Origin of the sequence: Paraburkholderia terricola (genome assembly GCF_003330825.1) — a bacterium.
In the GTDB taxonomy this organism is placed as follows: Bacteria; Pseudomonadota; Gammaproteobacteria; order Burkholderiales; family Burkholderiaceae; genus Paraburkholderia; species Paraburkholderia terricola.
Genome location: NZ_CP024941.1, coordinates 3944436 through 3971372 on the forward strand (window position 1 = coordinate 3944436; position 26937 = coordinate 3971372).

Below are 26937 nucleotides of genomic sequence, written 5' to 3' on the forward strand. Positions count from 1 at the left end.
CCGAGGCCCGGGGGCATGCCGCAGCGGCTGGAACGGGCGCCTCGTGTGGGACAGAGGGGCATTCCGGCTGGCAGCGATTCGCGCGAGAGGAGCGATGTTAACACGGAAGTCTCCGGCGGCTGAGTGCGATAAAAACAGCGACCAGGCACCCCGACGCCCATGCGCTCAGCCGGTCTTCCACGCCCGCCGCCAACCGTCTCCCGGCAGCCCATGCCACAATTACGTCGTTGCGCGCCGCCGCCGCGGTGGCAAAGCGGCGCGCCGTTTTTTGCAGGAAGACACGCATGTCCGCATCGCTGAAGATTGGATTGATGGGTTACGGTTTTGCCGGCGCGACCTTTCATGCGCCGGTGATCGACCACTGCGGGCGCGCGAGCGTCGCGGCCATCGCCACGGGCCAGCCCGAGCGCGCGCTCGCCGATTATCCGCACGCCAAGGTGGTGGCCGATCTCGACGCGCTGCTGGCGCTCGACGAAATCGAGTGCGTCGTGATCGCGACGCCCAACGACACGCACTTCGACCTCGCTCGCCGCACGCTCGAAGCGGGCAAGCACGTGGTGGTCGACAAGCCGGTCACATTGAGCGCCGCCGACGCCCATACGCTCGCCAACATCGCACTCGCTCACTGCAAGCTGTTCGTGCCGTTTCACAACCGCCGCTGGGACGGTGATTTTCTGACCGTGCGAGACCTGCTCGCCAGCGGAAAGCTGGGCCGCGTCACGCAATACGAATCGCATTTCGACCGCTTCCGTCCGGAGGTGAGGCAGCGCTGGCGCGAGGAGGCTTCGCGCGGCGGCGGCCTGCTGCTCGACCTCGGCCCGCATCTGATCGACCAGGCGCTGGCGCTGTTCGGCCCGCCGCAAACCGTGTCGGCCACGGTGCGCACGCATCGCGACCAGGCGAGCGCGCCGGACTACGTGCACATTCAGTTGGGCTACGGCGGGTTCGAGGTGGTGCTGCATGCGAGCGCGTTGACCGCGCTGATCGCGCCGAGATTCGCGATCCACGGCACGCGCGGCAGCTATGTGAAATACGAGCTTGATACGCAGGAAGACCAGTTGAAGGCAGGCTTGCGGCCAGGCGACGACGGCTTCGGCGCGGGCAACGCGGCAGGCATCATGCGTGTGCTGGAAGGCGATCAGGAAGTCGAGCGCGAAGTGCCGACGCGCAATGGCGATTACGTCGGTTTCTATGTCGCGTTGGCCGACGCGATCCAGAACGGCGTGAAGTTCCCCGTCAGCCCTCAGGACGCGGTCGACGTGATGACGATCATCGAGCTTGCGGCGCGCAGTTCGGAAGAAGGCATCCGGTTGCCGTTCGAGCGCATTCGCTGAGCGGTTGCGTACGCAGCGCCGCGCGGACAGAAAACCTGACGGTCCCGAAAGGAACATAACGTTACAAATAACGCCGCGCGCCCGGTCAGCGCGAAGCTTCGGTGAGCCGTTGCTACTCCAGCAGTACGAGAAACGACAACGACTTCTGGAGAGCCCATGCCCCGTCTCATTCGCGCACTTGCCGCCTGCGCCTTGCTCAGTTCGCTCGCCGCCTGCGTGGTGGCGCCGCAACCCGCATCGGCGCCGCGTCCCAGCCCGCAGCAGATCGCGGACCAGCGTCTGCACCAGGTCGAAGGCCGCATCGACAACCTGGGCCGCCGCATCGACAACCGCGTGAATCAGGGCTACTACCCGCCACCGCAAGGCGGCGCGCTGCATCACCGGCTGGACGTGATCCGCCAGGAAGCGCGCGACATGGCCGCGCAACACGGCGGCGGCCTGTCCGGCGACGAACAGCGCGTGCTGAATCAGGAACTGGACAACGCGGCGCGCGCCATCGGCGAATAGTCGCGCGATCGGCGCCCGTCGCGCCGGTTCGGCTTCGAGCATGAAAACCAGCAGCAAGCGCGCGCGGCGCCACGTCCCGCGCGCTTTTTTTGACGCGCGGGATCCCGCCGCGTCAACCGCCACGCCCCTTGCGGGCCTTTATTTGACAAGCCCCCGGCCCTCGCGTACATTCGCCGCACGCGTCGGGAGAGCGCGCTGGCCGCTGAAAACCGCAGGCCGCGCCGCCGAAGGGGCACACCCGCAAACTCTCAGGCAAAAGGACCGACCGCGTCGAAAAACCCGCGTCCAGGCAACATCGAGGGCCAGGTTTTTCGCACTCTGGAGAGCGGCAGTAGCCGTCTGCATCGTCTAAAGCGTGCAGGCTCGGCAAGCTGCCCACCGAAGGGGCGCGCGTTCACCGTGATCCGGCAAGCCGGCCGCGGCAGCGCAATCTCTCAGGTATCGAGGACAGAGGGGTCATGCAGAACCACGCTCGCAGGCACACGCCGCGAGGCGTCGCGCCGCATGGCCTTTTTTGTTTCGCGAGATGCCAGAGGCCCCATGACCGAACTCAAACACACCCCGCTCAACGCCACCCATCGTGCGCTCAACGCCCGCATGGTCGATTTCGGCGGCTGGGACATGCCCGTCAACTACGGCTCGCAAATCGACGAACACCGCGCCGTGCGCACCGACGCCGGCATGTTCGACGTCTCGCACATGTGCGTCGTCGATTTCACCGGCGAGCGCGTGCGCGCCTTCTTCGAATATGCGCTGGCGAACAACGTCGGCAAGCTGCAAACGCCGGGCCGCGCGCTGTACTCCTGTCTGCTGAATCCGAATGGCGGCGTGATCGACGATCTGATCGTCTATTACTTCGGCGAGGACCACTTTCGCGTGGTCGTCAACGCGGGCACCGCCGAGAAGGACATCGCCTGGTTCGGCCAGCTCAACGCCGAAGGCAGCTATGGCCTCACCATCACGCCGCGCCGCGATTACGCGATCGTCGCCGTGCAAGGCCCGAACGCGCGCGAAAAAGCCTGGCAAACCGTGCCGGCCGCGCGCGCCGCCACCGAAGCGCTGAAGCCCTTCAACGCCGCGCGCATCATGGAAACGCCGTTCGGCGAGCTGACCGTCGCGCGCACCGGCTACACCGGCGAAGACGGCTTCGAAATCATCGTTCCGGCCGATCACGTGATCGCGCTGTGGAACGCGCTGCAAGCGCAAGGCGTGCGCCCGGCCGGTCTCGGCGCGCGCGACACGCTGCGCCTCGAAGCCGGCATGAACCTGTACGGCCAGGACATGGACGACAACGTCTCGCCGCTCGACGCCGGCCTCGCCTGGACGGTCGACCTGGCCTCGCCGCGCGACTTCGTCGGCAAGGGCAAGCTGGAAGCCGAGGGCTCGAAGGCGGCGTTCGTCGGCCTGATCCTGCAAAAGGACAACGGCAAGGCGGCGGGCGTGCTGCGTGCTCACCAAAAAGTCGTCACGCCGCAGGGCGTTGGCGAAATCACCAGCGGCACTTTTTCCCCGACCATGCAGGAATCGATCGCCTTCGCGCGCGTGCCGAAAGGCGTGCAGCCAGGCGACACCGTTCACGTGCAGATCCGCGACAAAGCCCTTCCCGCAAGCGTGGTAAAACTGCCGTTCGTGCGCAACGGCAAAGTGCTCGCGGTTTAAGCAGCCGGCGCGTGCGTCATATCTTTTAAGCCCATACCGAATCACACCGCATAGGAGCATCCGATGAGCATCCCGGCCGATCTGAAATACACCGAATCGCACGAATGGGTCCGTACCGAAGCGGACGGCACGCTGACGGTCGGCATCACCGACCACGCGCAGGAAGCGCTCGGCGACATCGTCTTCTTCGAAGTCCAGGAACTGGGCAAGACCGTGATCGCCGGCGACACCGTCGCGGTGATCGAATCGGTGAAGGCCGCTTCCGATATCTACGCGCCGGTCTCGGGCGAGATCATCGAGGCGAATACGGCCGTGGCCGACACGCCGGATTCGGTCAACACCGCGCCGTACGAAAGCTGGCTCTTCAAGATCAAGCCCGCTTCGGACGCCGCGCAAGATCGTCTGATCGACGCCGACGCGTACTCAAAGTCCATCGGCGCCTGATACACCTACTCGTTTAAACCGTCAGGTGCGGCGGCCACGAGGCGTGGCGCGCCGCACCGCCAGGAACACCATGAAGCTCGAACACCCGGATCGTCTGATGAACCGCACACCTCTCTCGCTCGCGGCGCTCGAAGTGCACGACGCCTTCGCCGAACGGCACATCGGCCCGGATTCGGCCGACCAGCAGTCGATGCTGGAAGCCCTCGGCTTCGCGTCGCGCGCCGCGCTGATCGACGCCGTCATTCCGAAGACGATCCGCCGCACCGAAACGCTGCCGCTCGGCCCCTTCGCGCAACCGAAGAGCGAAGCCGAAGCGCTCGCCGCGCTGCGCGAACTCGCGGACAGGAACCAGGTGTTCCGCTCGTACATCGGGCAGGGCTATTACAACGCGCACACGCCGACGGTGATCCTGCGCAACGTGCTCGAAAATCCGGCGTGGTACACGGCTTACACGCCGTATCAGCCGGAAATCTCGCAAGGCCGTCTGGAAGCGCTGTTGAACTTCCAGCAGATGATCGTCGACCTGACAGGTCTCGCGATCTCGAACGCGTCGCTGCTCGATGAAGCGACCGCCGCCGCCGAAGCGATGACGCTGCTGCAACGCATCGGCAAGCCGAAGTCGAACGTGTTCTTCGTCGCCGACGACGTACTGCCGCAAACCATCGAAGTGGTGAAGACGCGCGCCACGCCGGTCGGCATCGAAGTGAAAGTGGGCCCGGCCGCCGAAGCCGCGAACGCCAACGTGTTCGGCGTGCTGCTGCAATATCCGGGCGTGAACGGCGACGTGCGCGACTACCGCGCGCTCACCGAGGCGATCCACGCGGCAGGCGGCCATGTGGTGGTCGCCGCCGATCTGCTCGCGCTCACCATGCTCACGCCGCCGGGCGAATGGGGCGCGGACGTGGCCGTCGGCAATACGCAGCGCTTCGGCGTGCCGGTCGGCTTCGGCGGCCCGCATGCGGCTTACCTCGCGGTGCGCGATGAGTTCAAGCGTCAAATGCCGGGGCGTCTGGTCGGCGTGACGGTCGACGCGCAAGGCAATCCCGCGCTGCGTCTCGCGCTGCAAACGCGCGAGCAGCATATCCGCCGCGAGAAGGCGACCTCGAACGTCTGCACCGCGCAAGCGCTGCTCGCGATCATGGCCAGCATGTACGCGGTGTATCACGGGCCGCACGGTCTCAAGACGATCGCGCTGCGCGTGAACCGCATCGCCGCGGTGCTGGCTGAGGGCGCGAAGCAACTCGGCTACACGCTCGTCAACGAAACCTTCTTTGACACGCTGACGTTCGAAACCGGCGCACGCACGCAAGCGCTGCACGACGCCGCAACCGCGAGGCGCATCAATCTGCGCCGCGTGAGCGACACGCAAGTCGGCCTGTCGATCGACGAAACCACTTCGCGCCGCGATCTGGCCGACCTGCTCGCCGTGTTCGCGCAAGCGGCCTTCGTCAGCGACGTACCGCAAATCGACGCGCTCGATGCGGCCGTCGCCGCGTCGAACGCCGCCTCGGTGCCGGCCGCGCTGGAACGCACTAGCGCGTATCTCACGCATCACGTGTTCAATCGCCATCATTCGGAAACGGAAATGCTGCGCTATCTGCGCAGCCTGGCGGACAAGGACCTCGCGCTCGACCGCTCGATGATCCCGCTCGGCTCGTGCACGATGAAGCTGAACGCGACCTCCGAAATGCTGCCGGTCACGTGGCCCGAATTCGGTCAGATCCATCCGTTCGCGCCGGCCGAGCAAACCGTCGGCTACCGCGAGATGATCGATCAGCTCGAAGCGATGCTGGTCGCGGCCACCGGTTACGCCGCGGTGTCGCTGCAACCGAACGCGGGTTCGCAAGGCGAGTACGCCGGTCTGTTGATCATCCACGCTTATCACGCGTCGCGCGGCGAAGCGCATCGCAACGTGTGCCTGATTCCGGCTTCGGCGCACGGCACCAACCCGGCATCGGCGCAAATGGCCGGCATGCAGGTCGTGGTGGTCGCCTGCGACGCGCAAGGCAACGTCGATATCGAAGACCTGAAGAAGAAGGCCAATCAACACGCCGACAAGCTCGCGGCGATCATGATCACGTACCCGTCCACGCACGGCGTGTTCGAGCAGAACGTGCGTGAAATCTGCGAGATCGTGCACGCGCACGGCGGCCAGGTTTACGTGGATGGCGCGAACATGAACGCAATGGTCGGCTTGACCGCGCCGGGCCAGTTCGGCGGCGACGTCTCGCACCTGAACCTGCACAAGACTTTCTGCATTCCGCACGGCGGCGGCGGACCGGGCGTCGGTCCGGTCGCGGTCGGCGCGCATCTCGCGCAGTTTCTGCCGAACCAGATTTCGTCGGGCTATGAGCGCGCGCCGAACGGCATCGGCGCGGTGTCGGGCGCGCCGTATGGCTCCGCGTCGATTCTGCCGATCTCGTGGATGTACATCGCGATGATGGGCGCGAAGAATCTCACGGCCGCCACCGAAACCGCGATTCTCAACGCGAACTACGTTGCGAAGAAACTCGCGCCGCACTATCCGGTGCTGTATTCGGGCCCGGGTGGACTGGTCGCGCACGAGTGCATTCTCGATCTGCGTCCCATCAAGGAGACGAGCGGCATCACCGTCGACGACGTCGCCAAGCGCCTCGCCGACTACGGTTTCCACGCGCCGACCATGAGCTTCCCGGTGCCGGGCACGCTGATGGTCGAGCCGACCGAATCGGAGTCGAAGGAAGAACTCGACCGCTTCATCGAAGCGATGATCGCGATCCGCGAGGAAATCCTCGCGGTCGAAGACGGCCGCTCCGACCGCGAGGACAATCCGCTCAAGCACGCGCCGCATACGGCGGCGGTGGTCATCGCCAACGAATGGACGCATGCGTATGCGCGCGAAGCCGCCGCATATCCGCTGCCCACGCTGATCGCGAAGAAGTACTGGCCGCCGGTGGGCCGCGCGGACAACGTGTACGGCGACCGCAATCTGTTCTGTTCGTGCGTGCCGGTCGCGGACTACGAGTAAGGGCGAGTTGCCCGCGCACTGTCCGCGGGCCGTAGGCGGGCGGTGCGCGGCGCCGTCCGCGCTTCTGTCGTTCATGGCCGCAAACGGCTAACATCACACACCGAATCAGCCTAACGAGGAGTTTCGCATGGCGCGAAAGGTGCGATTGATGCAAAGCCGGGCCGAAGCAAGGCGAACCCACATGCGGCAGCAGGCGTGGGCGCTCTTGCTGGCTGGCGCAGCCGTGCTGCTGCCGCTCGGGCAAGCGCAGGCCGCGATGAATTTTTGTGCAGCGCCCGCGCTGCAAACCAGTGAACGCACGAACGCCGATCCTGGCGTGAAGGCGCTGGTGAGCAACGTGCTGGCGCATCTGAACGACCCGCCGCATGCGCAGGCCAGGCTGCACACCGAAGGTTCGCTGCCGCATGAAGGCATCTACGACCAAAGCGTCGAGGCGGAGAAAGATCTCGATCTTTTGCGCGACGCCGCGCTCGCGTGGCGCGCCACCAGCGACGACCGTTATCTCAAGCTCGTCGACCGCTTGCTGTTCGCGTGGGTCACGACGTATCAACCGGGTTTCAACCCGATCGACGAAACGCGTTTCGAAGGCCTGATCCTCGCCTACGACATGACCGCGAGCGCGCTGCCAGTGAAAACGCGCAACGCGTCGATGGCCTTTCTGACGAAACTCGCGAACGGCTACATCGAGCAGATCGACGCGCAGCCGCGTCCGTTGAAGGGCACCTACCGGAACAACTGGCAGAGCCACCGGATCAAGCTGATCGCAATGGCCGCGTTCACGCTCGACAACCGCAAGATGATCAACGCGGCCCAGCGTCTGTTCGTCGAGCATATCGGCGACAACATCGCGCCGGACGGATCGACCGTCGATTTCGGCGAACGCGACGCGCTGCACTACGTCACCTACGACTTGCAGCCGCTCGTCACGGCCGCGCTGTCCGCCCGCCGCCACAACCGCAACTGGCTGCCGGAGAAGGGGCTGAACGGCGCGTCGCTGCAAGCCGCGCTCAACTGGCTCACGCCGTATGCGGACGGCAGCAAGACGCATGAGGAATTCGTGCGTTCGAGCGTCCCGTTCGATGCGAAACGTCGCGAGGCCGGCTTGCCGGGCTATTCGGGCCAGTGGGATCCGAAGAACGCGACGGAACTGTTTCACCTGGCGGCGCGTCTCGACGGACGCTATACGCCGATCGCGCTACAGCTCGCACCGACGCCGCCCGCATGGCTCGCCGTGTGTTTGCCGCTGTCGGCGCGCTAACCCGATTTTTTATCATCAGGAGCAGTAATGGCAGTCAGTGTGTTCGACCTCTTCAAAATCGGCATTGGTCCGTCCAGCTCGCATACGGTCGGGCCGATGCGCGCGGCGCTGATGTTCGTTCAGGGGCTCGAACGCGATGGGCTGCTCGATGCGACCGCCTCGGTGAAAGTGGACTTGTATGGATCGCTCGGCGCGACCGGCAAGGGCCACGGCACGGATCGCGGCGTGATGCTCGGCCTGATGGGCGACGCGCCCGACACCGTCGACCCGGAGACGATCGCACAGCGGCTCGACGCGGTGCGAAGCTCGCGCAAGCTCGCCTTGCTCGGCATGCACGAAGTGCCGTTCGTGCAGAAAGACCATATTTCGTTTTATCGCCAGGCGCTGGCCGAGCATCCGAACGGCCTGACGCTGCGCGCGTTCGATGCGCAAGGCGAGACGTTGCGCGAGTCGACGTATCTGTCGGTGGGCGGCGGTTTCGTGGTGACGGCCGGCGCGCCGAATACCAAGGTGCTGAGCGCCGTCGACCAATTGCCGCATTCGTTTCGCAGCGGCAACGAGTTGCTCGCGCTGTGCGAGTCGACCGGCAAGAGCATCGCGCAATTGATGTGGGAAAACGAACGCGTGTGGCACACGGAAGAAGAGACGCGCGCGGGCCTGCTGAAGATCTGGGACGTGATGCAGTCGTGCGTGGCGCGCGGTTGCGGCATCAACAACCCGGACGCCGACGGCAATCTGCCCGGCCCGTTCCAGGTGAAGCGCCGCGCGCCGCAGTTGTATCGCGCGCTGTCCGGCAATCCCGAGCTTGCGCTGCGCGATCCGCTGTCGATGGTCGACTGGATCAATCTGTACGCGATCGCGGTGAACGAAGAAAACGCGGCGGGCGGGCGTGTCGTCACCGCGCCGACCAACGGCGCGGCCGGCATCATTCCGGCGGTGCTGCATTACTACACGCGCTTCATGCCAGGCTCGAATCAGCAGGGCGTGATCGACTTCCTGATGACGGCGGCGGCGATCGGCATTCTGTACAAGCTGAACGCGTCGATTTCGGGCGCGGAAGTGGGGTGCCAGGGCGAGGTCGGCGTCGCCTGTTCGATGGCGGCCGGCGCGCTCGCCGCCGTGATGGGCGGCACGCCCAGGCAGGTCGAGAACGCGGCGGAAATCGGCATGGAACACAACCTCGGGCTGACGTGCGATCCGGTCGGCGGCATGGTGCAGATTCCGTGTATCGAGCGCAATGCGATGGCCTCGGTGAAGGCGGTCAACGCGGCGCGCATGGCTTTGCGCGGCGACGGCAGTCATTACGTATCGCTCGATTCGGTGATCAAGACCATGCGCGAAACCGGCGCGGATATGAAGACCAAGTACAAGGAAACGTCGCGCGGCGGTTTGGCGGTGAATATCGTCGAGTGCTGAACGCGGCGTTTTAACGCGAAGGACGACGCGGGCCACGGCCCGCGTTTTTATTGCCGTGCCGCCGGCGCTTCGCCGCTCGCGCCGAATCGTGGCATCGCATGCGCGCTCGGCGTAAGCTGTCGGTTCGCGCATTTGGCTTGATCAAGCCGGATGCGGCAAACCCGATCGCACCCATCGCAATGCCTGGAGGCTTCATCGCAATGCCGCTCGCTTCTGACTCTTCCGCCGCCGCGCACGCCACCGGCGCGCGTCTCATCGTCGATGCCTTGCTGACGCACGGCGTCGAACGTGTTTTCTGCGTACCAGGTGAAAGCTTTCTCGCTGTTCTCGATTCGCTGCACGACGAAACCGAGCGCATTCAAACCATCGCCTGCCGTCACGAAGCGGCCGCGGCGAACATGGCCGAGGCCGTCGGCAAATTGACCGGCCGCCCAGGCGTAGCGATCGTCACGCGCGGGCCGGGGGCGACGCATGCGTCGATCGGCGTGCACACCGCGTTTCAGGATTCCACGCCGATGATTCTGCTGATCGGCCAGTGCGCGCGCGGGCATCTGGACCGCGAGGCCTTTCAGGAGATCGACTACCGGCGCATGTTCGGTCAGATGGCGAAGTGGGTCGCGCAAATCGACGATGCCACGCGCATTCCCGAATATCTCAGTCATGCGTTCCATGCCGCGACATCGGGACGGCCCGGGCCGGTCGTACTGTCGTTGCCGGAAGACGTATTGAGCGATGCCTGTGCGGTCGTCGCCGGCGCGCCGGCTTATCAACGCGTGGCGGCGTCGCCGTCGGCTGCGCAAATCGAGAAGCTGCGCGAGTTGCTCGAACGCGCGCAACGGCCGATGCTGATCGCGGGCGGCAGCGGCTGGACACCTGAGGCGTGCGTGGATCTGCAACGCTTCGTCGAGAACTGGCGGCTGCCGGTCGGTCTCGCGTTCCGCTTCCAGGACACGCTCGACAACGAGCACCCGAACTATGCCGGCGACGTCGGCCTCGGCATCAATCCGGCGCTGGCGCAGCGTATCCGCGATGCGGATTTGCTGCTCACGTTCGGTCCGCGTTTAGGCGAGGCAACGACGAACGGCTACACGCTGCTCGACATTCCCAAGACGAAGCAGACGCTCGTGCACGTACATCAAGGCGCGGAAGAGCTGGGGCGTGTGTACGCCGCCGACTTGCCGATCGTCTCGGGCATGCCAGAACTGGCGGCGATGCTGGCGGCGTTGCAGCCTTCATCGGCGGATGCGTTGCCGTGGAGCGGGGCGGCGGAAGAAGCGCATCGCGCGTATCTGGAGTGGCGCAAGCCGCGCCCGATTCCCGGCGACGTGCAAATGGGCGAAGTGATCGAGCAATTGCGCGCGCATCTGCCGGAAGACGCGATTCTCACCAACGGCGCGGGCAATTACGCGACGTGGCTGCATCGGCATTTTTCGTATCGCCACTATCGCTCGCAACTCGCGCCGACGAGCGGCGCGATGGGCTACGGCGTGCCGGCGGCGATCGCGGCCAAGTCGATGTATCCACAGCGTGCCGTGGTGGCGCTTGCGGGCGACGGGTGCTTCATGATGTCCGCGCAGGAGTTGGCCACCGCGATGCAGTACGACCTGCATGTGATTTTCATCGTCGTGAACAATGGTCACTTCGGCACGATCCGCATGCATCAGGAACGGCACTATCCGAATCGCGTGCACGGCACGGGGCTGACGAACCCGGATTTCGCGGCGTTCGCGCGCTCGTTCGGCGCGCATGGCGAAACGGTGACGCGCACCGACGAATTCATTCCGGCGCTGCATCGTGCAATGGAGGCGAAACGCGCGGCGTTGATCGAGATTCGGATGCCGCAGGAGGCGAGCACGCCGGGCGCGACGTTGGAGCAGATTCGGGAGCAGGGGAGGAAGCTGCGCGGCGAGTGAGGGGCTGGGGGCTTGTGGGGGATGCGCTGCGGCTCCACGTCCCGCTGGGCATTTCGCCCGGGCATACAGCACACGGGCTATGCGTATATCACCGACAACGCGCCCAGTTCCTTCATCAAGGCCGGCTTGTGGGATTCGATCACGTCGGCTTGAATTTGATAGATGACAGACTTGATGACTTCAGTCTGGCTCATGTCTGTGTCGTGCATCAACGTCTTCAAATCTTCGGCGATGCGAGGCGTCACTTTCATCGAAAGGCGCCGGCGTGCCGCGCCGCGGCGCTCCTTGAAACGTTCAGACGCCGACCGATGCGCCTTTATCAGCCTTGCGCGCGGATATTCGCCGGATGCAAACCGATGCAAATAAAGCGTCATGAGCACCTTGCGAAACTCGGTTGAACTCGCGCCGTCCACCATATAAGCGGCCAGGTCGAGAATGTCCAGATAGATGGCCGGCAATTGGGCCTCGATCGGTCTGACTTCCTTCTGCCGGGCTTCCCGAATAGCCGGCGTGGACTGCGCGGGAACCGCCACGACCCGGTCGCACACGTTGCACACCGCCGCGAGGATGTTCTTCACCTCGCCTTTGCCGTCGCTGAATGGCACGTCACGCCGGGCGAACGTCGTGCTCACGAGTTGCTTGCAATGGCTGCAGATCGCCCTGCTTTTGTCGCCTTCCTCGTACAGTTTCATCTTCATGGCTTAACTCACTGATGCACGCTGATAAACACGGTTTCCGGATCGCCCACGAAGTAAAACTTCACGTACCAGCCGCCGGATTCGATGATATGGACATCAATCGACGCAATGCTGTGGTGAGGTGACGAGCGATATTGCGTGCCGTCGCTACGGGTGATGAGAGCCTCGACGAACTGAGCGCTGATTTGTCCAGTCGACAAAAGGTTTTTCACATTGATGCCAGATCGGGCCTCATGCTGAAACCGCCCCGACCTGAGTGCCGCAATGACTGCCCGCTTCACTTGCCTGTATTTGCCTGGTATCGAAAACCGCACCTCCCATTATACGACGCCTCTCGTACGAAACGCGCGGTGTTGATTTCGCGCCTCCCAACGCATTGTCGATGAACTTTTTTTCGGGAGAAGGCGACCTACGGGAACTCAAGCCCGTCATGTGTCCGGCCACCATAAAAAAACCCCGCCGAAGCGGGGTTCCCATGAACGTCGAAACAAGCAGCAAAACCGTGCTTACTTCCCGCCCACGCTTTGCAGCGTCGTCCACTTGCCGTCGACAACCTTGTACAGCGTGATGCCGCCGTTCTTCAGGTCGCCCTTGCTGTCGTACGCAAGGTTCGCCGACGTCACCGCCGGCATCGAGGTCTTGGCGAGCACCGGCAGATACTTGGCCGGATCGGTCGAGTTCGCCTTCTTCATCGCGTCGAACATCGCCATTGCACCGTCGTAGGCGTACGGCGAATACGTTTGCACGTCTTCGTTGAAACGCTTCTTGTACTTCGCGACGTAGTCCTTGCCGCCCGGCATTTCTTCCAGCGGCAAGCCGGCGAGCGATGCCACCGTGCCGTTCGCCGCGTCGCCCGCGAGCTTGATGAACGTCGGCGTGTGGACCATTTCACCGCCCATCAGCGGCGCCTTGATGCCGAGCGCCTTCATCTGCTTGACCATCGGCGCCGCTTGCGAATCCGCGCCGCCGTAATAGATCAGGTCGGGGTTGGCCGACTTCAGCTTGGTCAGGATCGACTTGAAGTCCACGGCCTTGTCGTTCGTGAACTCACGATCGACGATCGTGCCGCCGGCGGCCTTCGCGGCCTTTTCGAACTGATCGGCGAGACCCTGGCCGTAGGCCGTGCGGTCGTCGACGATCACGATCTTCTTCATGCCGAGGGTCTTCACCGCGAACGTGCCGGCGACCGAACCTTGCTGCGTGTCGGACGTCATCATGCGGAAGGTGGTCTTGAAGCCTTGCTGCGTGTATTCCGGCGCCGTCGCCATGGCGATTTCGGGGATGCCCGCGTTCGCGTAAATGCGCGAAGCCGGAATCGTGGTGCCCGAATTGAAGTGGCCGAGCATGCCCTTGATGCCGTCGTCCACCAGCTTCTGCGCGACGGTCGTGCCGGTACGCGGGTCGGCCTGGTCGTCGGCCGAATCGAGCACGAAGCGAACCTGCTTGCCGCCGATCACCGGCTTGGTCGCGTTCATGTCTTCCACCGCCAGCGTGATGCCGTTCTGGAAGTCCTTGCCGTAGTGCGCCTGCGCGCCCGTCATCGGACCGGCGAAACCGATCTTCACGTCTTCCGTCGATTGAGCGTTGGCCGTCCCCGCCAGCGACATTGCCGCAACCAGCGCTGCGCCTGCCAGCTGTTTCATCTTGTGTTGCATAGCTTCTCCTTGGTACCAGGTGTGGATGGAGCGGTTTCGGGGTCGCCGTACCGCTTCCGTTTTATTGAGGGAATCGACGAGGTTCGCTCAGCCGATCGTCATCAAATTCGCATTACCGCCGGCTGCCGCCGTATTCACGCTGACCGAGCGTTCCGTCAACAGACGCTCGAGCGCGTAGTCCTCGTCGCCGCTTTCCAGCGCACCCGCCGCGACACCCTGCACCGAGACGATCGGCCCAGGACGCTTGGCGACTTCCTTCACCAGCGTCAGCAGTTCGTCGCTGTCGCCTTCGAACAGCACGGCGTCGAAAGGCGTATCGGCGCTTTTCTTCACGCTCGCATACGGCTTGAGCGACGCGGGCAGCCGCGACACCAATTGTTCACCAGCCGCGCCGTCGAACAAGGCGCGATTTCCCGTAGCCAGCGCCGCGGCGAACTGCACGCGCGCGCCGCTCGCCGTCGACGCGACACACAGCACCGTGCCGCGCGCGCCCAGCGTGTAGGTGTTGCGCTCGCCGGTGGGCCCCGACAATACCGCGGTCGCGCCCGCCGGCATATGCGACAGATAACCGTCGCAGCGTGCGGCCAGTTGCGGCTCGCGTTCGTCGATCAGCCAGTCGCGCAGCGCGGTCAACGCGGCGGACGGATTGTCGCTGTTTTCGGCAACCTTCGGTGCATCCGCGACCAGCGCCTGCGCGAGCGACTTCGGCAAGCCGGCCGGACGCGTCGCCAGCAAACGCTGCAAATACAGCGCGCCGCCCGCCTTCGGTCCCGTGCCGGACAAGCCCTCGCCGCCGAACGGCTGCACGCCGACCACCGCGCCGATCACGTTACGGTTCACGTAGATGTTGCCGACATGCGCACGGCCGATCACGTGAGCGATGGTTTCGTCGATGCGCGTATGAATGCCGAGCGTGAGGCCATAACCCGTCGCGCGGATCTGTTCGAGCAGCTTGTCCAGTTGGCTGCGGCGGTAACGCACCACGTGCAGCACCGGGCCGAACACTTCGCGCTTGAGTTCGTCGATGCTGTCGAGCTCGATCAGCGTCGGCGGCACGAAGGTGCCTTGCGCGCCGCCTTCCGGCATCGGCAGTTGCTCGACCTTGCGGCCTTTCTCGCGCATCGCCGCGATATGCGCGTCGATGCCGCGCTTGGCGTCGAGGTCGATTACGGGCCCCACGTCGATCGACAGGCGATCGGGATTGCCCACGGCCAGTTCGCGCATCGCGCCGGTCAGCATCTCGAGCGTGCGGTCCGCGACGTCGTCTTGCAGACAAAGAACGCGCAGCGCGGAACACCGTTGACCGGCGGAGTCGAACGACGATTGCAGCACGTCCGCCACCACCTGCTCGGCGAGCGCCGACGAGTCGACGATCATCGCATTCTGCCCGCCGGTTTCGGCGATCAGCGGAATCGGCCTGCCTTCGGGATCGAGGCGATTCGACAGCGTCTTGTTGATCAGCCGCGCGACTTCGGTCGAGCCGGTGAACATCACGGCGCGCGTGCGCGGATCGGCGACCAGTGCAGCGCCGACCGTTTCGCCATCGCCCGGCAGCAGTTGCACCGCGCCCGCCGGCACGCCGGCTTCGCGCAGAATGCGCACGGCTTGCGCGGCGATCAGCGGCGTTTGCTCGGCCGGTTTCGCGAGCACCGTGTTGCCGGCGGCGAGCGCCGCGGCCACCTGGCCCATGAAAATCGCCAGCGGGAAATTCCACGGGCTGATACAGACGACCGGACCGAGCGGACGATGCGTGTCGTTGGAAAATTCGCTGCGGATCTGCGTGGAGTAATAGCGCAGGAAGTCGATCGCTTCCCGGATTTCCGACACCGCGTTCGCCAGCGATTTGCCCGCTTCGCGCACGACCAGGCCCATCAGCGTGTGCATCTGCGCTTCGAGCAGGTCGGCCGCGCGCGCGAGGCAATCGGCGCGCGCGTCGACCGGCGTAGCCTGCCAGATCGGCGCGGCGGCAACCGCGTGCGCCAGGGCCGCGCTCACGTGTTCCGAGGTTGCTTCGATCACCGTGCCGACGAGATCGCGGTGATCCGCCGGATTGCGCACGTCGCGTGCGACACCGCGGGTAGCCACGGCAATTTCGTTGTCGTCGAGCATCGGCGCGGCGCGCCACGGATGATGCGCGCTCGCGAGCAACGCCGAGGACAACGACGCCAGCCGATGTTCGTTCGACAGATCGAGGCCCATCGAATTGAGCCGCTCCGAGCCGAACAGGTGGCGCGGCAGCGGAATCTTCGCGTGCGGCGCGCCGAGCGGCACGATCTTCGATGCTTCCTCGACGGGGTCGGCGATCAGGTCCTTGATCGCGACGTTTTCATCGGCGATGCGGTTCACGAACGACGTGTTCGCGCCATTTTCAAGCAGACGGCGCACGAGGTACGCGAGCAGCGTTTCGTGCGTGCCAACCGGCGCATACACGCGGCACGGACGGTTCAGCTTGTCGCGGCCGGTGACTTCCTCGTAGAGCGGCTCGCCCATGCCGTGCAGGCACTGGAACTCGTACTGGCCGGGATAGTAGTTGTTGCCCGCGAGATAATAGATCGCCGAAAGCGTATGCGCGTTGTGCGTGGCGAACTGCGGATAAACCGCGTCCGGTGCGCCGAGCAGCTTCTTCGCGCAGGCGAGATACGACACGTCCGTATAGATCTTGCGCGTGTAGACCGGATAGCCTTCCAGACCATCCACTTGCGCGCGCTTGATTTCGGTGTCCCAGTACGCGCCCTTCACGAGGCGCACCATGATCCGGTGACGGCTGCGGCGCGCCAGATCGACGATGTAGTCGATCACGAACGGGCAGCGCTTCTGATACGCCTGCACGACGAAACCGATGCCGTTCCAGCCGGCCAGTTCGGGATCGAAGCACAACGCCTCGAGCAGATCGAGCGAGATTTCGAGGCGGTCGGCTTCTTCGGCGTCGATGTTCAGGCCGATGTCGTAGCGGCGCGCGAGGATCGCCAGCGAGCGCACGCGCGGCAGCAGTTCGCTCATCGTGCGCTCCTGCTGCGAGCGCGAGTAGCGTGCGTGCAGCGCCGAGAGCTTGATCGAGATACCCGGGCCTTCGTAGATGCCGCGGCCGCCGGCGGCCTTGCCGATTGCGTGGATCGCCTGTTCGTACGACGCGTAGTAGCGTTGCGCGTCGGCTTCGGTGGTGGCGGCTTCGCCGAGCATGTCGTACGAGTAGCGAAAGCCGCGCGCTTCGTACTTGCGGCTGTTGGCGAGCGCCTCGGAAATGTTCTCGCCCGTGACGAATTGCTCGCCCATCAGACGCATCGCCATATCGACGCCCTTTCGGATCAACGGCTCGCCGCCCTTGCCGATCAAACGGGTGAGCGCCGACGAAAGGTTCGTTTCGCTATTGGTCGTCACCAGCTTGCCGGTGATCATCAAGCCCCAGGTGGCGGCGTTGACGAACAGCGACGGCGCCTGGCCGACGTGCGATTTCCAGTCGCCCTTGCTGATCTTGTCGCGGATCAGCGCGTCGCGCGTGGCGCGGTCGGGAATGCGCAGCAGCGCTTCGGCGAGACACATCAGCGCCACGCCTTCCTGGCTCGACAGCGAGAATTCGTGGATCAGCCCTTCGACGCCGCCGCCCTTGCTCTTGGTGCGCAGCGCCTCGACGAGCTTGCCGGCCATGGCTTGCACGTCGCCCGCGAGATTGGCCGGCACGCGCGCCTGACCGAGCAGGAAGGGCACGCACTCCGGCTCGGGACGGCGGTATGCGGCGGTGATCGCCGCGCGCAGCACCGATTGCGGCTGCACGTTTTGCGCGAACTCGAGGAACGGGTGCGAGGCACCGTCTTCGTCGTTTTCGACCGCAACGCCGTCGGCCAGGTCGGCCGAACCGGTTGCGCCCGACAGTTCGGGAGGCAACTGGCCGTGCTCGATCTTTTCGAGGTACGCGAAGATCGCCTGCTTGATCAGCCAGTGCGGAGTGCGTTCGAGGCGGGTGGCGGCATCTTTCAGCCGGGAACGCAGGAGGTCGTCGACCTTGACGCCAAGGGTGGTGCTAGCCATGTTTCCTTCTTCGGATACCAGACGAATCGCGCTGGCGAAAGACTAAAAGTTGAGCGAATCCTACGCTTCCCAAAAAAAAGGTGCAACCCTGCTCGACGGATGGTTGCACCTCTTTAAAAGCCCTGTACGGCGGGGGTTTCCGCGCGATGGGGCGGCGCGCGGCAACGGCGGTGGCGCTCAGTACTTTCCCTGGCGTGTTTCTTTTTGCATTTACCCTTATCAGAGTCACTGCGCGTGCCGTTATACAGGACACAGCGGAGGCGGGCCTCACGGCACGCACACAAAAACAGTACGGGGTTTCAGAGGACTCGGGAAATGGAAAAGTGGCTGGTGGTATTGGGCATCTGGATGATGTGCGCGACTTGCGCGGTGCTGTTCATTCGCGGCGCGACGGGCGGCTCGGGCAAGCGGGTCTCCAACGCACGCACGCGCCCGGCTTCGCGTGCATCGGCGGGCGATGCGCGGGCCGCGCTGAACGATTAAGAGCGAAGCCGCCCGGCGACTCGCGATCGACATAGCGGCGCCGGTCTTCCGACTGACAGCGAAGCGAGCATGGAACGCACCGCCGGGTTGGCGTTTGGCGGCGAACGGGTGTGCGCCCCTCAGTTGGGAAAGACCGGCTTGAACTAGGCGAGCGCGTCGCCGGCCGACACGGGCGGGTCATGCAGACGGCAACGCCGCCTGTCCTCCACGCTCGCGCGATCCGAACCCGAAACAGCGAGACCGGCATGCTCTGCTCGAGTGAATATCGATCTTCGGCGCGATACCGGCAGCTTGCGCAGCGGGGCGCACACGCTGCCTCGCGTGCGTCGGCGGTGCTGGCGAGGCGGACGGCCACGTCCGTTGCGAGCCCTGTCCCGAGCTATTCCAATACGGTGCGAACCCGTGCGCGAACCGCGCGCAGCCGCTGGCGATATTGACGACGACGCCTGCCGGCCGGTGTCAGATGTCGAGCGGGTCGACTTCGAGATTCCAGTGCAACACGCCTTTCATTCCGCGCAGCAGCGGCTGCCATGCGCGCAAGGTGGCCTGCAACGCGGCCCGCGATGCGCTTTCGATCAGCAACTGCGCGCGATGCACGTGCATCACCTTGACGATGGTGAGCGGCACGGCGTCATAAACCGTCACGCGTTCGGCCGCCGGAATCTCCGTGAGCGCCGCGGCGGCCTGTTGAAGAAACGCGAGCGCGGCTTCGAGCGTGCGCCCTTCGGCGCGCAGCAACGCCTGATAGACGAACGGCGGCAAGTGCGCGTCGCGCCGCTCGGCCAGCGTGGAATTGGCGAAGCCGACGTAGTCATGCCGCCCGAGCGCGTGGTACAGCGCGTGGCGCGGATAGCGCGTTTGCACCAGCACCTCGCCGGGCAAACCGGCGCGGCCAGCGCGGCCGCTCACCTGCATCAACTGCGCGAAGAGGCGTTCGCTCGCACGGAAGTCGTGTGAGAACAGCGCGGTGTCGGCGTTCAACACGCCGACCAGCGACACGCGCTGGAAGTCGTGACCCTTCGCGATCATTTGCGTGCCGACGAGGATGTCGACTTCGCCCGCATGTACGTCGGAGAACAGCGCTTGGGCGCTGCCTTTGCGGCGCGTGCTGTCGGCGTCGATACGCAGCACACGGGCGCCGGGGACCGCGCTCGCCAGCGTTTCCTCGACGCGTTGCGTGCCGCGCCCCATCGGCGCGATGTCGACGTTGCCGCAATCCGGACACGAGCGCGGAATGCGCGATTCCCAGCCGCAATGATGGCAGCGCAGTGCGCGTTCGGGCTTGTGCAACACCACGTAGGCGCTGCAACGCGGACAACCGGCGACCCAGCCGCAGGCGTCGCAGGCGAGTTGCGGTGCATAGCCGCGCCGGTTGAGAAACACGAGGCTTTGCTCGCCGCGCTCAAGCCGCGCCTTCAGGGCGGCGACCAGCGGCCCGGACAATCCCTCCACCGAGGCCCGCCCGCGGCGCCGCTCTTCTTCCAGATCGATCAGTTTGACGGTCGGCAGCACGGCGTCGGCGACCGCGCGGCACGACAACGTGAGGCGCTTGTAGCGGCCTTGATCGGCCTGCCACCAGCTCTCCAGCGACGGCGTGGCCGAACCGAGCACGACCGGCAAACCGAGTTGCTTGGCGCGATAGATCGCCAGATCGCGCGCCGAATAGCGCAAACCTTCCTGTTGTTTGTAGGCCGGATCGTGCTCCTCGTCGACGACGATGATTGCGAGCTTCGGCAACGACGCGAGCACCGCCAGCCGTGTGCCGAGCACGATGCGCGCGCGTCCGGTGTGCGCGGCGAACCAGTTGCGCGCGCGTTCGCCCTCGGCGAGACCGCTGTGCAGCGTGACGATCGACGTGCCTTCCAGGGCGGCGAAGCGCGCACGGAAAGCCGCCTCGAACTGCGGCGTCAGATTGATTTCGGGCACGAGGACGAGCGCCTGGGCGTCGGGCTTCGCGGCGAGAATCTCGGCGAGCGCACGCAGATACACCTCGGTCTTGCCGCTACCCGTCACGCCGTGCAGCAGGAAGGGCGCGAAACCGTTCGCGTCGCGGATCGCGTCCACGGCGGCCGACTGTTCGTCGGTGAGGGTAGGCAGCAGGGGCGCCGGCGCGTCGGCGGAAGACGGCGCAAGCACCGCGGCGGCTTCGATGACGTCCAGTGCGACCCAGCCTTCCGCTTGCCATGCGTTCAGCGTGGCGATGGCCTTGGGATGAAGCGCGCGGGCATCCGCGGCAAGCAGGGATTCGGCGTCGGCCAGCGCCTGGGCCAACTTTCTCAACGAGCTGGCGCGCGCGGGCAACGCATCGGGCAATGCGCGACGACCCTCGGGCGTCATTCGGTAACGTTCCTCGGGCGCGAACAGGCGCGCCCAGCGTGAGGCGTCGCGGAGCGCCTGCGGCAGCGCGGGCAGCGCCACTTCGCCGAGGCCGCGCTGGTAATAGTCGGCGGCGAAGGCGGCCAAACCCAGCCAGTGCGGCGACAACGGCGGGCAAGCGGTGCAGACGCCATGCAAATCCCGCAGACGGTCGGCCGGCACCTCGCTGTGAGTAGCCACTTCGCAAACGAGCCCCACCACATGACGCTTGCCGAACGGCACACTCACCAGCACGCCCGGCGCAACCGCCTCGGCTGTGTCGCAGCGATAGTCGAACAGGGTCGGCAGCGGATGATCCAGCGCGACGCGAACGAACACTTCGCTCACGCGGCTATGCAGAATGATTCAAGCGACGCGGCCGAATGCCGCACGGTCGTATCGCCTCGGCAGACAGCGAACTCTTCGAAGTTAAGGTAAAGCTTCAACTTCGCCGCTAAGTTTTGGATTCCGCAGAACAATTGCACCCGGCTCTCTGGCTGTGGATAACTTTGTTGAGAACTTTGCCCTGAAGGGCTGAAAGCCGCGTCGCAGCGGCCTTCTGTGGGATTCCGCACACTCCACGGCGGCCCCGCGAAACCCTTGCCAGATAAGGCTTGGATCAAATGCGCCCGCGATGTGCAAGGGCTGGCGGGCGACGAAAGCTTCTACCGCGCCGCAGCGCAATGAATGTGTATAAGTCAAGTCTTGACAACCGCGAGATCGCCAACTGACGGCCTCTTGCCCCCGAACTTTCCCTTAGACGGAGAGCCCAGTTCATTGCGCTGCAACAAAAATGGCAACGATTACGGCTTCATGCTGGTGCATGAGCGCCACTGCGAATTGCACGGCTATGACGGTGCACTTCGTCCACGAGTTCGGCGACGTTTTCCGGCGGCGTGAACTGCGAGATGCCGTGGCCGAGGTTGAAAACGTGGCCCGGATGGTTGCCGAAACTGTCGAGCACGGCGCGGGCTTCCATGCGGATCGAAGCCGGCGGCGCGAACAGCACCGATGGATCGATATTGCCCTGAAGCGCGACCTTGCTGCCCACGCGCTCGCGTGCCTTGCGCAGGTTGACGGTCCAATCGAGCCCGACCGCGTCCACGCCGGTATCCGCGATTTCGTCGAGCCACAGACCGCCGCCTTTCGTGAAGGTGATCACCGGCACTTTCTCGCCGTCGTGCTCGCGCTTCAACTGGGCCACCACCTGCTGGATGTAATGCAGCGAAAAACGTTGATACGCACCGTCAGCCAGCGCTCCGCCCCACGTGTCGAAAATCATCACCGCCTGCGCGCCGGCTTCGATCTGCGCATTCAGATACGCCGCAACAGATTTTGCGTTGATGTCGAGAATGCGATGCATCAGGTCCGGGCGCGCATATAGCATCGACTTGACGGTGCGGAAGTCCGCCGAGCCGCTACCTTCGACCATGTAACACGCGAGCGTCCACGGGCTGCCGGAAAAGCCGATCAGCGGCACGCGTTGACGGCCTTGCGCGTCGGTGAGCGCGGTGCGGATTTCGCGCACGGCGTCGGTCACGTAGCGCAACGTGGCGTCGATATCCGGCACCGCGAGGCGCGCCACGTCGGCTTCCGTGCGCACCGGCCGGGCGAATTGCGGCCCTTCGCCGGTCACGAATTCGAGGCCGAGGCCCATTGCGTCGGGCACCGTGAGGATGTCGGAGAAGAGAATCGCGGCGTCGAGCGGATAACGCTCGAGCGGCTGCAGCGTGACTTCCGTCGCGAACGCCGGGTTCTTGGCGAGAGCCAGGAAACTGCCCGCGCGGCCGCGCGTGGCGTTGTATTCCGGCAGGTAGCGACCGGCTTGCCGCATCAGCCAGACAGGGGTGTAGTCGGTCGGCTGGCGCAGCAGCGCGCGCAGGAAGGTGTCGTTCAGGAGGGTATGGGCCACGTTGCGTACGACTGAGAGCAAAGGGGCATTTTACCGGAGCCGGCTCGCCGCATCGTGCTCGATGCGGGCAATAACTGTCGCCCGGATCGGTCGCGGCCGCTTATCCCGCGGTTGGGGGCCTATCGTCCGCCGGGTCATGACCTGGCCGAACGGCCGATGTTCAAGGGAAAATTGCCTGGCTATCATCCGACGGTCTTATCAAACAACGACGAAACAACCAAGGAGACTCCATGAACAAGGCAGCAATCGCATTGCTCGGCGCTCTGGCCGGCGCTCTGATTTGCGCAGGCGCGGCCAACGCGCAGACCAGCGCCCCCGCCGCGGCCGCTTCGCGACTCGACGACATTCTCGCTCGCGGCACGTTGCGCGCCTGCACGACCGGCGACTACAAGCCTTACTCCTTCTATAAGCCGGATGGCCAGTTCGAAGGTATCGACGTCGACATGACGGAGGCGCTAGCTAAATCGCTCGGCGTGAAGGTGGAGTACGTCAAAACGTCGTGGCCGAACCTGATGAACGACTTCGTGGCGAAATGCGATATCGGCGTCGGCGGGGTCTCGCCCACGCTCGAGCGGCAAAAACGTGCGTTCTTCACGCAGGCGTATATGGTGGACGGCAAGACGCCGATCGTTCGGTGCGACGACGTCAGCAAATATCAAACGGTGGCGCAAATCGATCAACCGGCAACGCGCGTGATCGTCAATCCAGGTGGCACGAACGAGCGTTTCGCGAAGCAGTATTTCACGCACGCGGCCGTCACCGTCTATCCGGACAACGTGACGATCTTCAAGCAGATTCTCGCGGGCAAGGCGGACGTCATGGTGACAGATGCATCCGAGACCCTGCTGCAGCAAAAGCTCAATCCAGGCCTTTGCTCGGTGCATCCAGACAAGCCGTTCCAGTACGGCGAGAAGGCGTGGCTGTTGCCGCGTGGCGATGTCGCGCTCCAGCAGTACGTCGACCAGTGGTTGCACCTTGCCCGCGCAACTGGCGAATATCAGACGATTGCGGATAAGTGGCTGAAATAGAGCTTTGCGCTCGGCCGCCCTTTCAATTCCGACGGAAAAGGCGGGATTAGAAGGCGCTGATGGTTCGATGTTCGTCGCACAATCGTGTAACGGCCCTCAGCGCGCTTAACCGTACGCAGAACGGCGCGGACGCTTGTCTTCGCAGCGAACCGGCCCTCTGCACCGGCCCGCCGGCTGGGTTCGGTGCTGCGATGCAATGTCGTTGCCATCGCACATGGGACGATTTTCGAGCGGTTTCGAAAAGCACCTGTAACAAAGGCGATCGGCCGCAAAAAGGTGAGTGTGCAACGAGTTCATGCGGAATCGACTTAACAATTTACGCCGCAATATGCTTCGCGAATAGCATCAATCGGGCGTATGAAATTGCCGTCGAGTCATAGGTAAAATTTACGTTTTAAAGGTTTCGTTTTGGCAATAAATCCCGCAACGCCTTATCTGGCGGGCGTTACAACCTGAAACAATTTGTTACCGCGCTCAAAGGTTAATTCGCCCACAATGCCCTCAACGGTTTCAACACGGATGTGGCTGGGTGCGCGGTGTGAGCGGATACTTTGCACTTGCCGGTCGGCGTATGCCGAAGCCCTGTAAAGGGGCATCCCTGCTGGGGCCGTAGTCGACGCCGGGTCGTCGTCTCAGTCGGTTCCTACTTTGGTCTCCTCGCGCTAACCCCGTAGCGTGTGGTTTTTAGCGGGCTCCAGGCCCGCTTTTTTTTCGTCTTGCCAAACGTTTGCGAGTTGTTTTGCGAGCGTGGCGGCGGCTGGTCCACCCAGCACAACGCGAGATTTGTGCCCGCGCTGAGCCTCAAGCCGTTTTATCTTCCTTCACCTTCAATTCGCTAATCATGCGCTCCCGCATGACGAATTTCTGCACTTTGCCCGTCACCGTCATCGGCAGTTCGTCGACGAAGCGGATGTACTTCGGCACCTTGTAGTGCGCAATCTGGCCTTGGCAGAACTGCTGGATCTCTTCGGCGGTGGCCTGCTCGCCCGACCGCAATACGATCCACGCGCACACTTCCTCGCCGTATTTCGCATCGGGCACGCCGAACACCTGCACGCTTTGGATCTTCGGATGACGGAACAGAAATTCTTCGATTTCCCGCGGATAGATGTTCTCACCGCCACGGATCAGCATGTCCTTGAGGCGGCCGACGATGTTGCAATAGCCTTCCGCGTCGAGCGTCGCCAGATCGCCGGTATGCATCCAGCCGTCCACGATGCTTTCCCGCGTCTTCTCCTCATCCCCCCAGTAGCCTTGCATAACTGAATAGCCGCGAGTGCATAGCTCGCCGGTCTCGCCAACCGGCACGATCGCACCGAGCGGATCGATGATCTTCACTTCGAGATGCGGCTGAATGCGGCCAACGGTCGTCGTGCGTTTGTCGAGCGGGTCGGTGGTCGAACTCTGAAACGACACCGGGCTTGTTTCCGTCATGCCGTAGGCGATCGTGATTTCGCTCAGATGCATCTTCGAAACGACCTTCTTCATCGTCTCAATCGGGCATGGCGAGCCGGCCATGATGCCGGTGCGTAAATGCGAGAGGTCGTAATCGGCAAAGTTCGGATGATCGAGCTCAGCGATGAACATGGTAGGCACACCGTGCAGCGCGGTGCACTTTTCTTCCGCGACGGCGGCCAGCGTTGCGGCCGGATCGAAAGCCTCGCCCGGAAACACCATGTTCGCCCCGACCGACACGCACGCCAGCACCGCGAGCACCATGCCGAAACAGTGATAAAGCGGGACGGGGATGCACAGGCTATCCTGCTCGGTCAGCCGCATTGCCATCGCGATATAGCGCGCGTTGTTGACGACGTTGCTGTGCGTCAGCGTCGCGCCCTTCGGATTACCGGTCGTGCCGCTGGTGAACTGGATGTTGATCGGCTCGTGGCACGAAAGCGTGGCGCCGATTCCATCGAGCCTTGCGACGTCCAGCGTCGCGCGGCCCCGCTCGATCACATCCGAGAAGCTCAGCATGCCCGGCGTTTCCGTGTCGCACATGCGGATCACATAGCGCAAATCGGGCAGCCTCGCAGCATGCAGGTCGCCCGGCGCGTGTGTGGCCAACTCCGGGGCGAGCGCCTGCAGCATCTCCAGGTACATCGACGTCTTGAAACGCTCGGCCGCGATAATCGCCTTGCAGCCGACCTTGTTCAGCGCATATTCGAGTTCGGCGAGCCGATAGGCCGGGTTGATGTTGACGAGTACGGCGCCGATGCGCGCCGTCGCGAACTGCGTGAGCACCCATTCGACTCGATTCGGTGACCAGATACCGACGCGGTCGCCCTTCACGATGCCGAGCGCGAGCAATCCTGCGGCCAGCACGTCGACCTCTTCCGCAAACTCCTTCCACGTCCAGCGAATACCCTGCTCGCGAAACACCACGGCAGGACGGTCAGGAAAACGCGCTGCCGTGTCGCGCAGAAACTGACCGATCGTCGCATCGCTCAACGGAATATCGGTCGATCCACGGACGTACGACAACCCGTCTCTGGGTTCGATAAGTGCGCCCTCGCCTGACACATGCGTTGCCATGGTGCTGTCTCCGTGAGCGAAAGCTCGCCCTATTGAAATGGATTTGAAATCGATTGTGCCACCGGCGCATCTCCATACGGCATCAAGTCTTACCCGCAGCGCATTCGGGGACCAGCACGGCAAAGCATCAATCGATGCTATTGCGCAATTTTGATTACCCTTCCGTAAACGTCAAGTGACGATCAAAAAAAAGCAGCCGAGGAGGCTGCTTTCTCTCTGATACGTATTGCCTAGTTCTGACCGCGCAGCTTACGCAGGCGCTGGATTGCCGCGAGTTGAGCCGTTGCGTACGCCAGTTCCGCTTGCGCGGTAGCGTATTCGAGGTTCGAGCCCGTGTTCTGCAGCGCTTCTTCCGCACGCTTGCGTGCATCTTCAGCTTTGGCTTCGTCGAGATCCTTGCCGCGAATTGCAGTGTCGGCGAGAACCGTGACAGCGCCCGGCTGAACTTCGAGAATACCGCCGGCGACGAACACAAACTCTTCTTCGCCGTTTTCAGCTTCGATGCGCACCGCACCCGGACGAATCCGCGTGATGAGCGGCGTGTGGCCCGGCAGGATGCCGAGTTCACCCGCCTCGCCCGGCAGCGCGACGAACTTCGCCTGGCCCGAGAAGATCTGCTCTTCCGCGCTGACGACGTCTACCTTGATAGTTGCCATAAATGTCGACTCCTGGGTTGAGCGTAGTAAGAGGCGCCGGCTTTGCGTTGCGCC

General features: G+C 64.1%; 18 protein-coding genes and 2 riboswitches. Of the genes, 10 read left to right on the top strand and 8 right to left on the bottom strand.

The window, feature by feature from the left end; all coding sequences use genetic code 11:
• Positions 1-284 precede the first annotated feature (284 nt).
• From CUJ90_RS17915 to CUJ90_RS17950, 8 genes are all read left to right on the top strand, one after another.
• Positions 285-1334, top strand: coding sequence for an oxidoreductase (locus CUJ90_RS17915; protein ID WP_114163351.1), 1050 nt, complete (start codon positions 285-287; stop codon positions 1332-1334).
• 156 nt (positions 1335-1490) lie between these two features.
• Positions 1491-1841: a hypothetical protein gene (locus CUJ90_RS17920; RefSeq protein ID WP_114163352.1), complete on the top strand. Its 351-nt coding sequence runs from the start codon at positions 1491-1493 to the stop codon at positions 1839-1841.
• A 181-nt stretch (positions 1842-2022) separates the two neighbouring features.
• A riboswitch (glycine riboswitch) is annotated at positions 2023-2107 on the top strand.
• Positions 2108-2149: 42 nt separating this feature from the next.
• Positions 2150-2302: riboswitch (glycine riboswitch) on the top strand.
• A gap of 79 nt (positions 2303-2381) precedes the next feature.
• Positions 2382-3500 carry a glycine cleavage system aminomethyltransferase GcvT gene (gene gcvT / locus CUJ90_RS17925; protein ID WP_114163353.1) on the top strand — a complete coding sequence of 373 codons (1119 nt, stop codon included), beginning with the start codon at positions 2382-2384 and terminating at the stop codon, positions 3498-3500.
• Between the two features lie 63 nt (positions 3501-3563).
• Positions 3564-3944: a glycine cleavage system protein GcvH gene (gene gcvH / locus CUJ90_RS17930; RefSeq protein WP_114163354.1), complete on the top strand. Its 381-nt coding sequence runs from the start codon at positions 3564-3566 to the stop codon at positions 3942-3944.
• A gap of 70 nt (positions 3945-4014) precedes the next feature.
• Positions 4015-6951 (top strand): aminomethyl-transferring glycine dehydrogenase, encoded by a 2937-nt coding sequence (gene gcvP, locus CUJ90_RS17935; protein WP_114163355.1) that lies wholly within the window; start codon positions 4015-4017, stop codon positions 6949-6951.
• A 127-nt stretch (positions 6952-7078) separates the two neighbouring features.
• Positions 7079-8209, top strand: a complete 1131-nt coding sequence (locus CUJ90_RS17940) for an alginate lyase family protein (RefSeq protein WP_114163356.1) — start codon at positions 7079-7081, stop codon at positions 8207-8209.
• Positions 8210-8236: 27 nt separating this feature from the next.
• Positions 8237-9625 (top strand): L-serine ammonia-lyase, encoded by a 1389-nt coding sequence (locus tag CUJ90_RS17945; RefSeq protein WP_114163357.1) that lies wholly within the window; start codon positions 8237-8239, stop codon positions 9623-9625.
• 200 nt (positions 9626-9825) lie between these two features.
• Positions 9826-11538, top strand: coding sequence for a thiamine pyrophosphate-binding protein (locus CUJ90_RS17950; RefSeq protein ID WP_114163593.1), 1713 nt, complete (start codon positions 9826-9828; stop codon positions 11536-11538).
• Between the two features lie 77 nt (positions 11539-11615).
• On the opposite strand, the gene CUJ90_RS17955 is transcribed toward CUJ90_RS17950, so the two are convergent.
• From CUJ90_RS17955 to putA, 4 genes are all read right to left on the bottom strand, one after another.
• Entirely contained in the window at positions 11616-12236 is a 621-nt protein-coding gene (locus CUJ90_RS17955) for a hypothetical protein (RefSeq protein ID WP_200799505.1), read from the bottom strand.
• A gap of 8 nt (positions 12237-12244) precedes the next feature.
• Positions 12245-12448: a hypothetical protein gene (locus CUJ90_RS17960; protein ID WP_227470911.1), complete on the bottom strand. Its 204-nt coding sequence runs from the start codon at positions 12446-12448 to the stop codon at positions 12245-12247.
• A 294-nt stretch (positions 12449-12742) separates the two neighbouring features.
• Complete coding sequence (locus CUJ90_RS17965) at positions 12743-13891, bottom strand: branched-chain amino acid ABC transporter substrate-binding protein (RefSeq protein WP_073427832.1); 1149 nt, start codon at positions 13889-13891, stop codon at positions 12743-12745.
• 87 nt (positions 13892-13978) lie between these two features.
• Complete coding sequence (gene putA / locus CUJ90_RS17970) at positions 13979-17917, bottom strand: trifunctional transcriptional regulator/proline dehydrogenase/L-glutamate gamma-semialdehyde dehydrogenase (RefSeq protein WP_114163359.1); 3939 nt, start codon at positions 17915-17917, stop codon at positions 13979-13981.
• A gap of 315 nt (positions 17918-18232) precedes the next feature.
• Between putA and CUJ90_RS32855 the strand changes: the two genes are divergently transcribed.
• Positions 18233-18400, top strand: a complete 168-nt coding sequence (locus CUJ90_RS32855) for a hypothetical protein (protein WP_167363269.1) — start codon at positions 18233-18235, stop codon at positions 18398-18400.
• Between the two features lie 459 nt (positions 18401-18859).
• Here the strand turns inward: CUJ90_RS32855 and CUJ90_RS17980 are convergent, their stop codons facing one another.
• Both CUJ90_RS17980 and hemE read right to left on the bottom strand, forming a co-directional pair.
• Complete coding sequence (locus CUJ90_RS17980) at positions 18860-21103, bottom strand: primosomal protein N' (RefSeq protein ID WP_208645229.1); 2244 nt, start codon at positions 21101-21103, stop codon at positions 18860-18862.
• Between the two features lie 463 nt (positions 21104-21566).
• Positions 21567-22667 carry a uroporphyrinogen decarboxylase gene (gene hemE / locus CUJ90_RS17985; protein ID WP_073427930.1) on the bottom strand — a complete coding sequence of 367 codons (1101 nt, stop codon included), beginning with the start codon at positions 22665-22667 and terminating at the stop codon, positions 21567-21569.
• A gap of 230 nt (positions 22668-22897) precedes the next feature.
• Between hemE and CUJ90_RS17990 the strand changes: the two genes are divergently transcribed.
• Positions 22898-23695: a transporter substrate-binding domain-containing protein gene (locus CUJ90_RS17990; RefSeq protein ID WP_073427834.1), complete on the top strand. Its 798-nt coding sequence runs from the start codon at positions 22898-22900 to the stop codon at positions 23693-23695.
• Between the two features lie 801 nt (positions 23696-24496).
• On the opposite strand, the gene CUJ90_RS18000 is transcribed toward CUJ90_RS17990, so the two are convergent.
• Both CUJ90_RS18000 and CUJ90_RS18005 read right to left on the bottom strand, forming a co-directional pair.
• Positions 24497-26227 (bottom strand): AMP-binding protein, encoded by a 1731-nt coding sequence (locus tag CUJ90_RS18000; protein WP_114163360.1) that lies wholly within the window; start codon positions 26225-26227, stop codon positions 24497-24499.
• Positions 26228-26457: 230 nt separating this feature from the next.
• Entirely contained in the window at positions 26458-26883 is a 426-nt protein-coding gene (locus CUJ90_RS18005) for a F0F1 ATP synthase subunit epsilon (RefSeq protein WP_073427836.1), read from the bottom strand.
• Positions 26884-26937 lie beyond the last annotated feature (54 nt).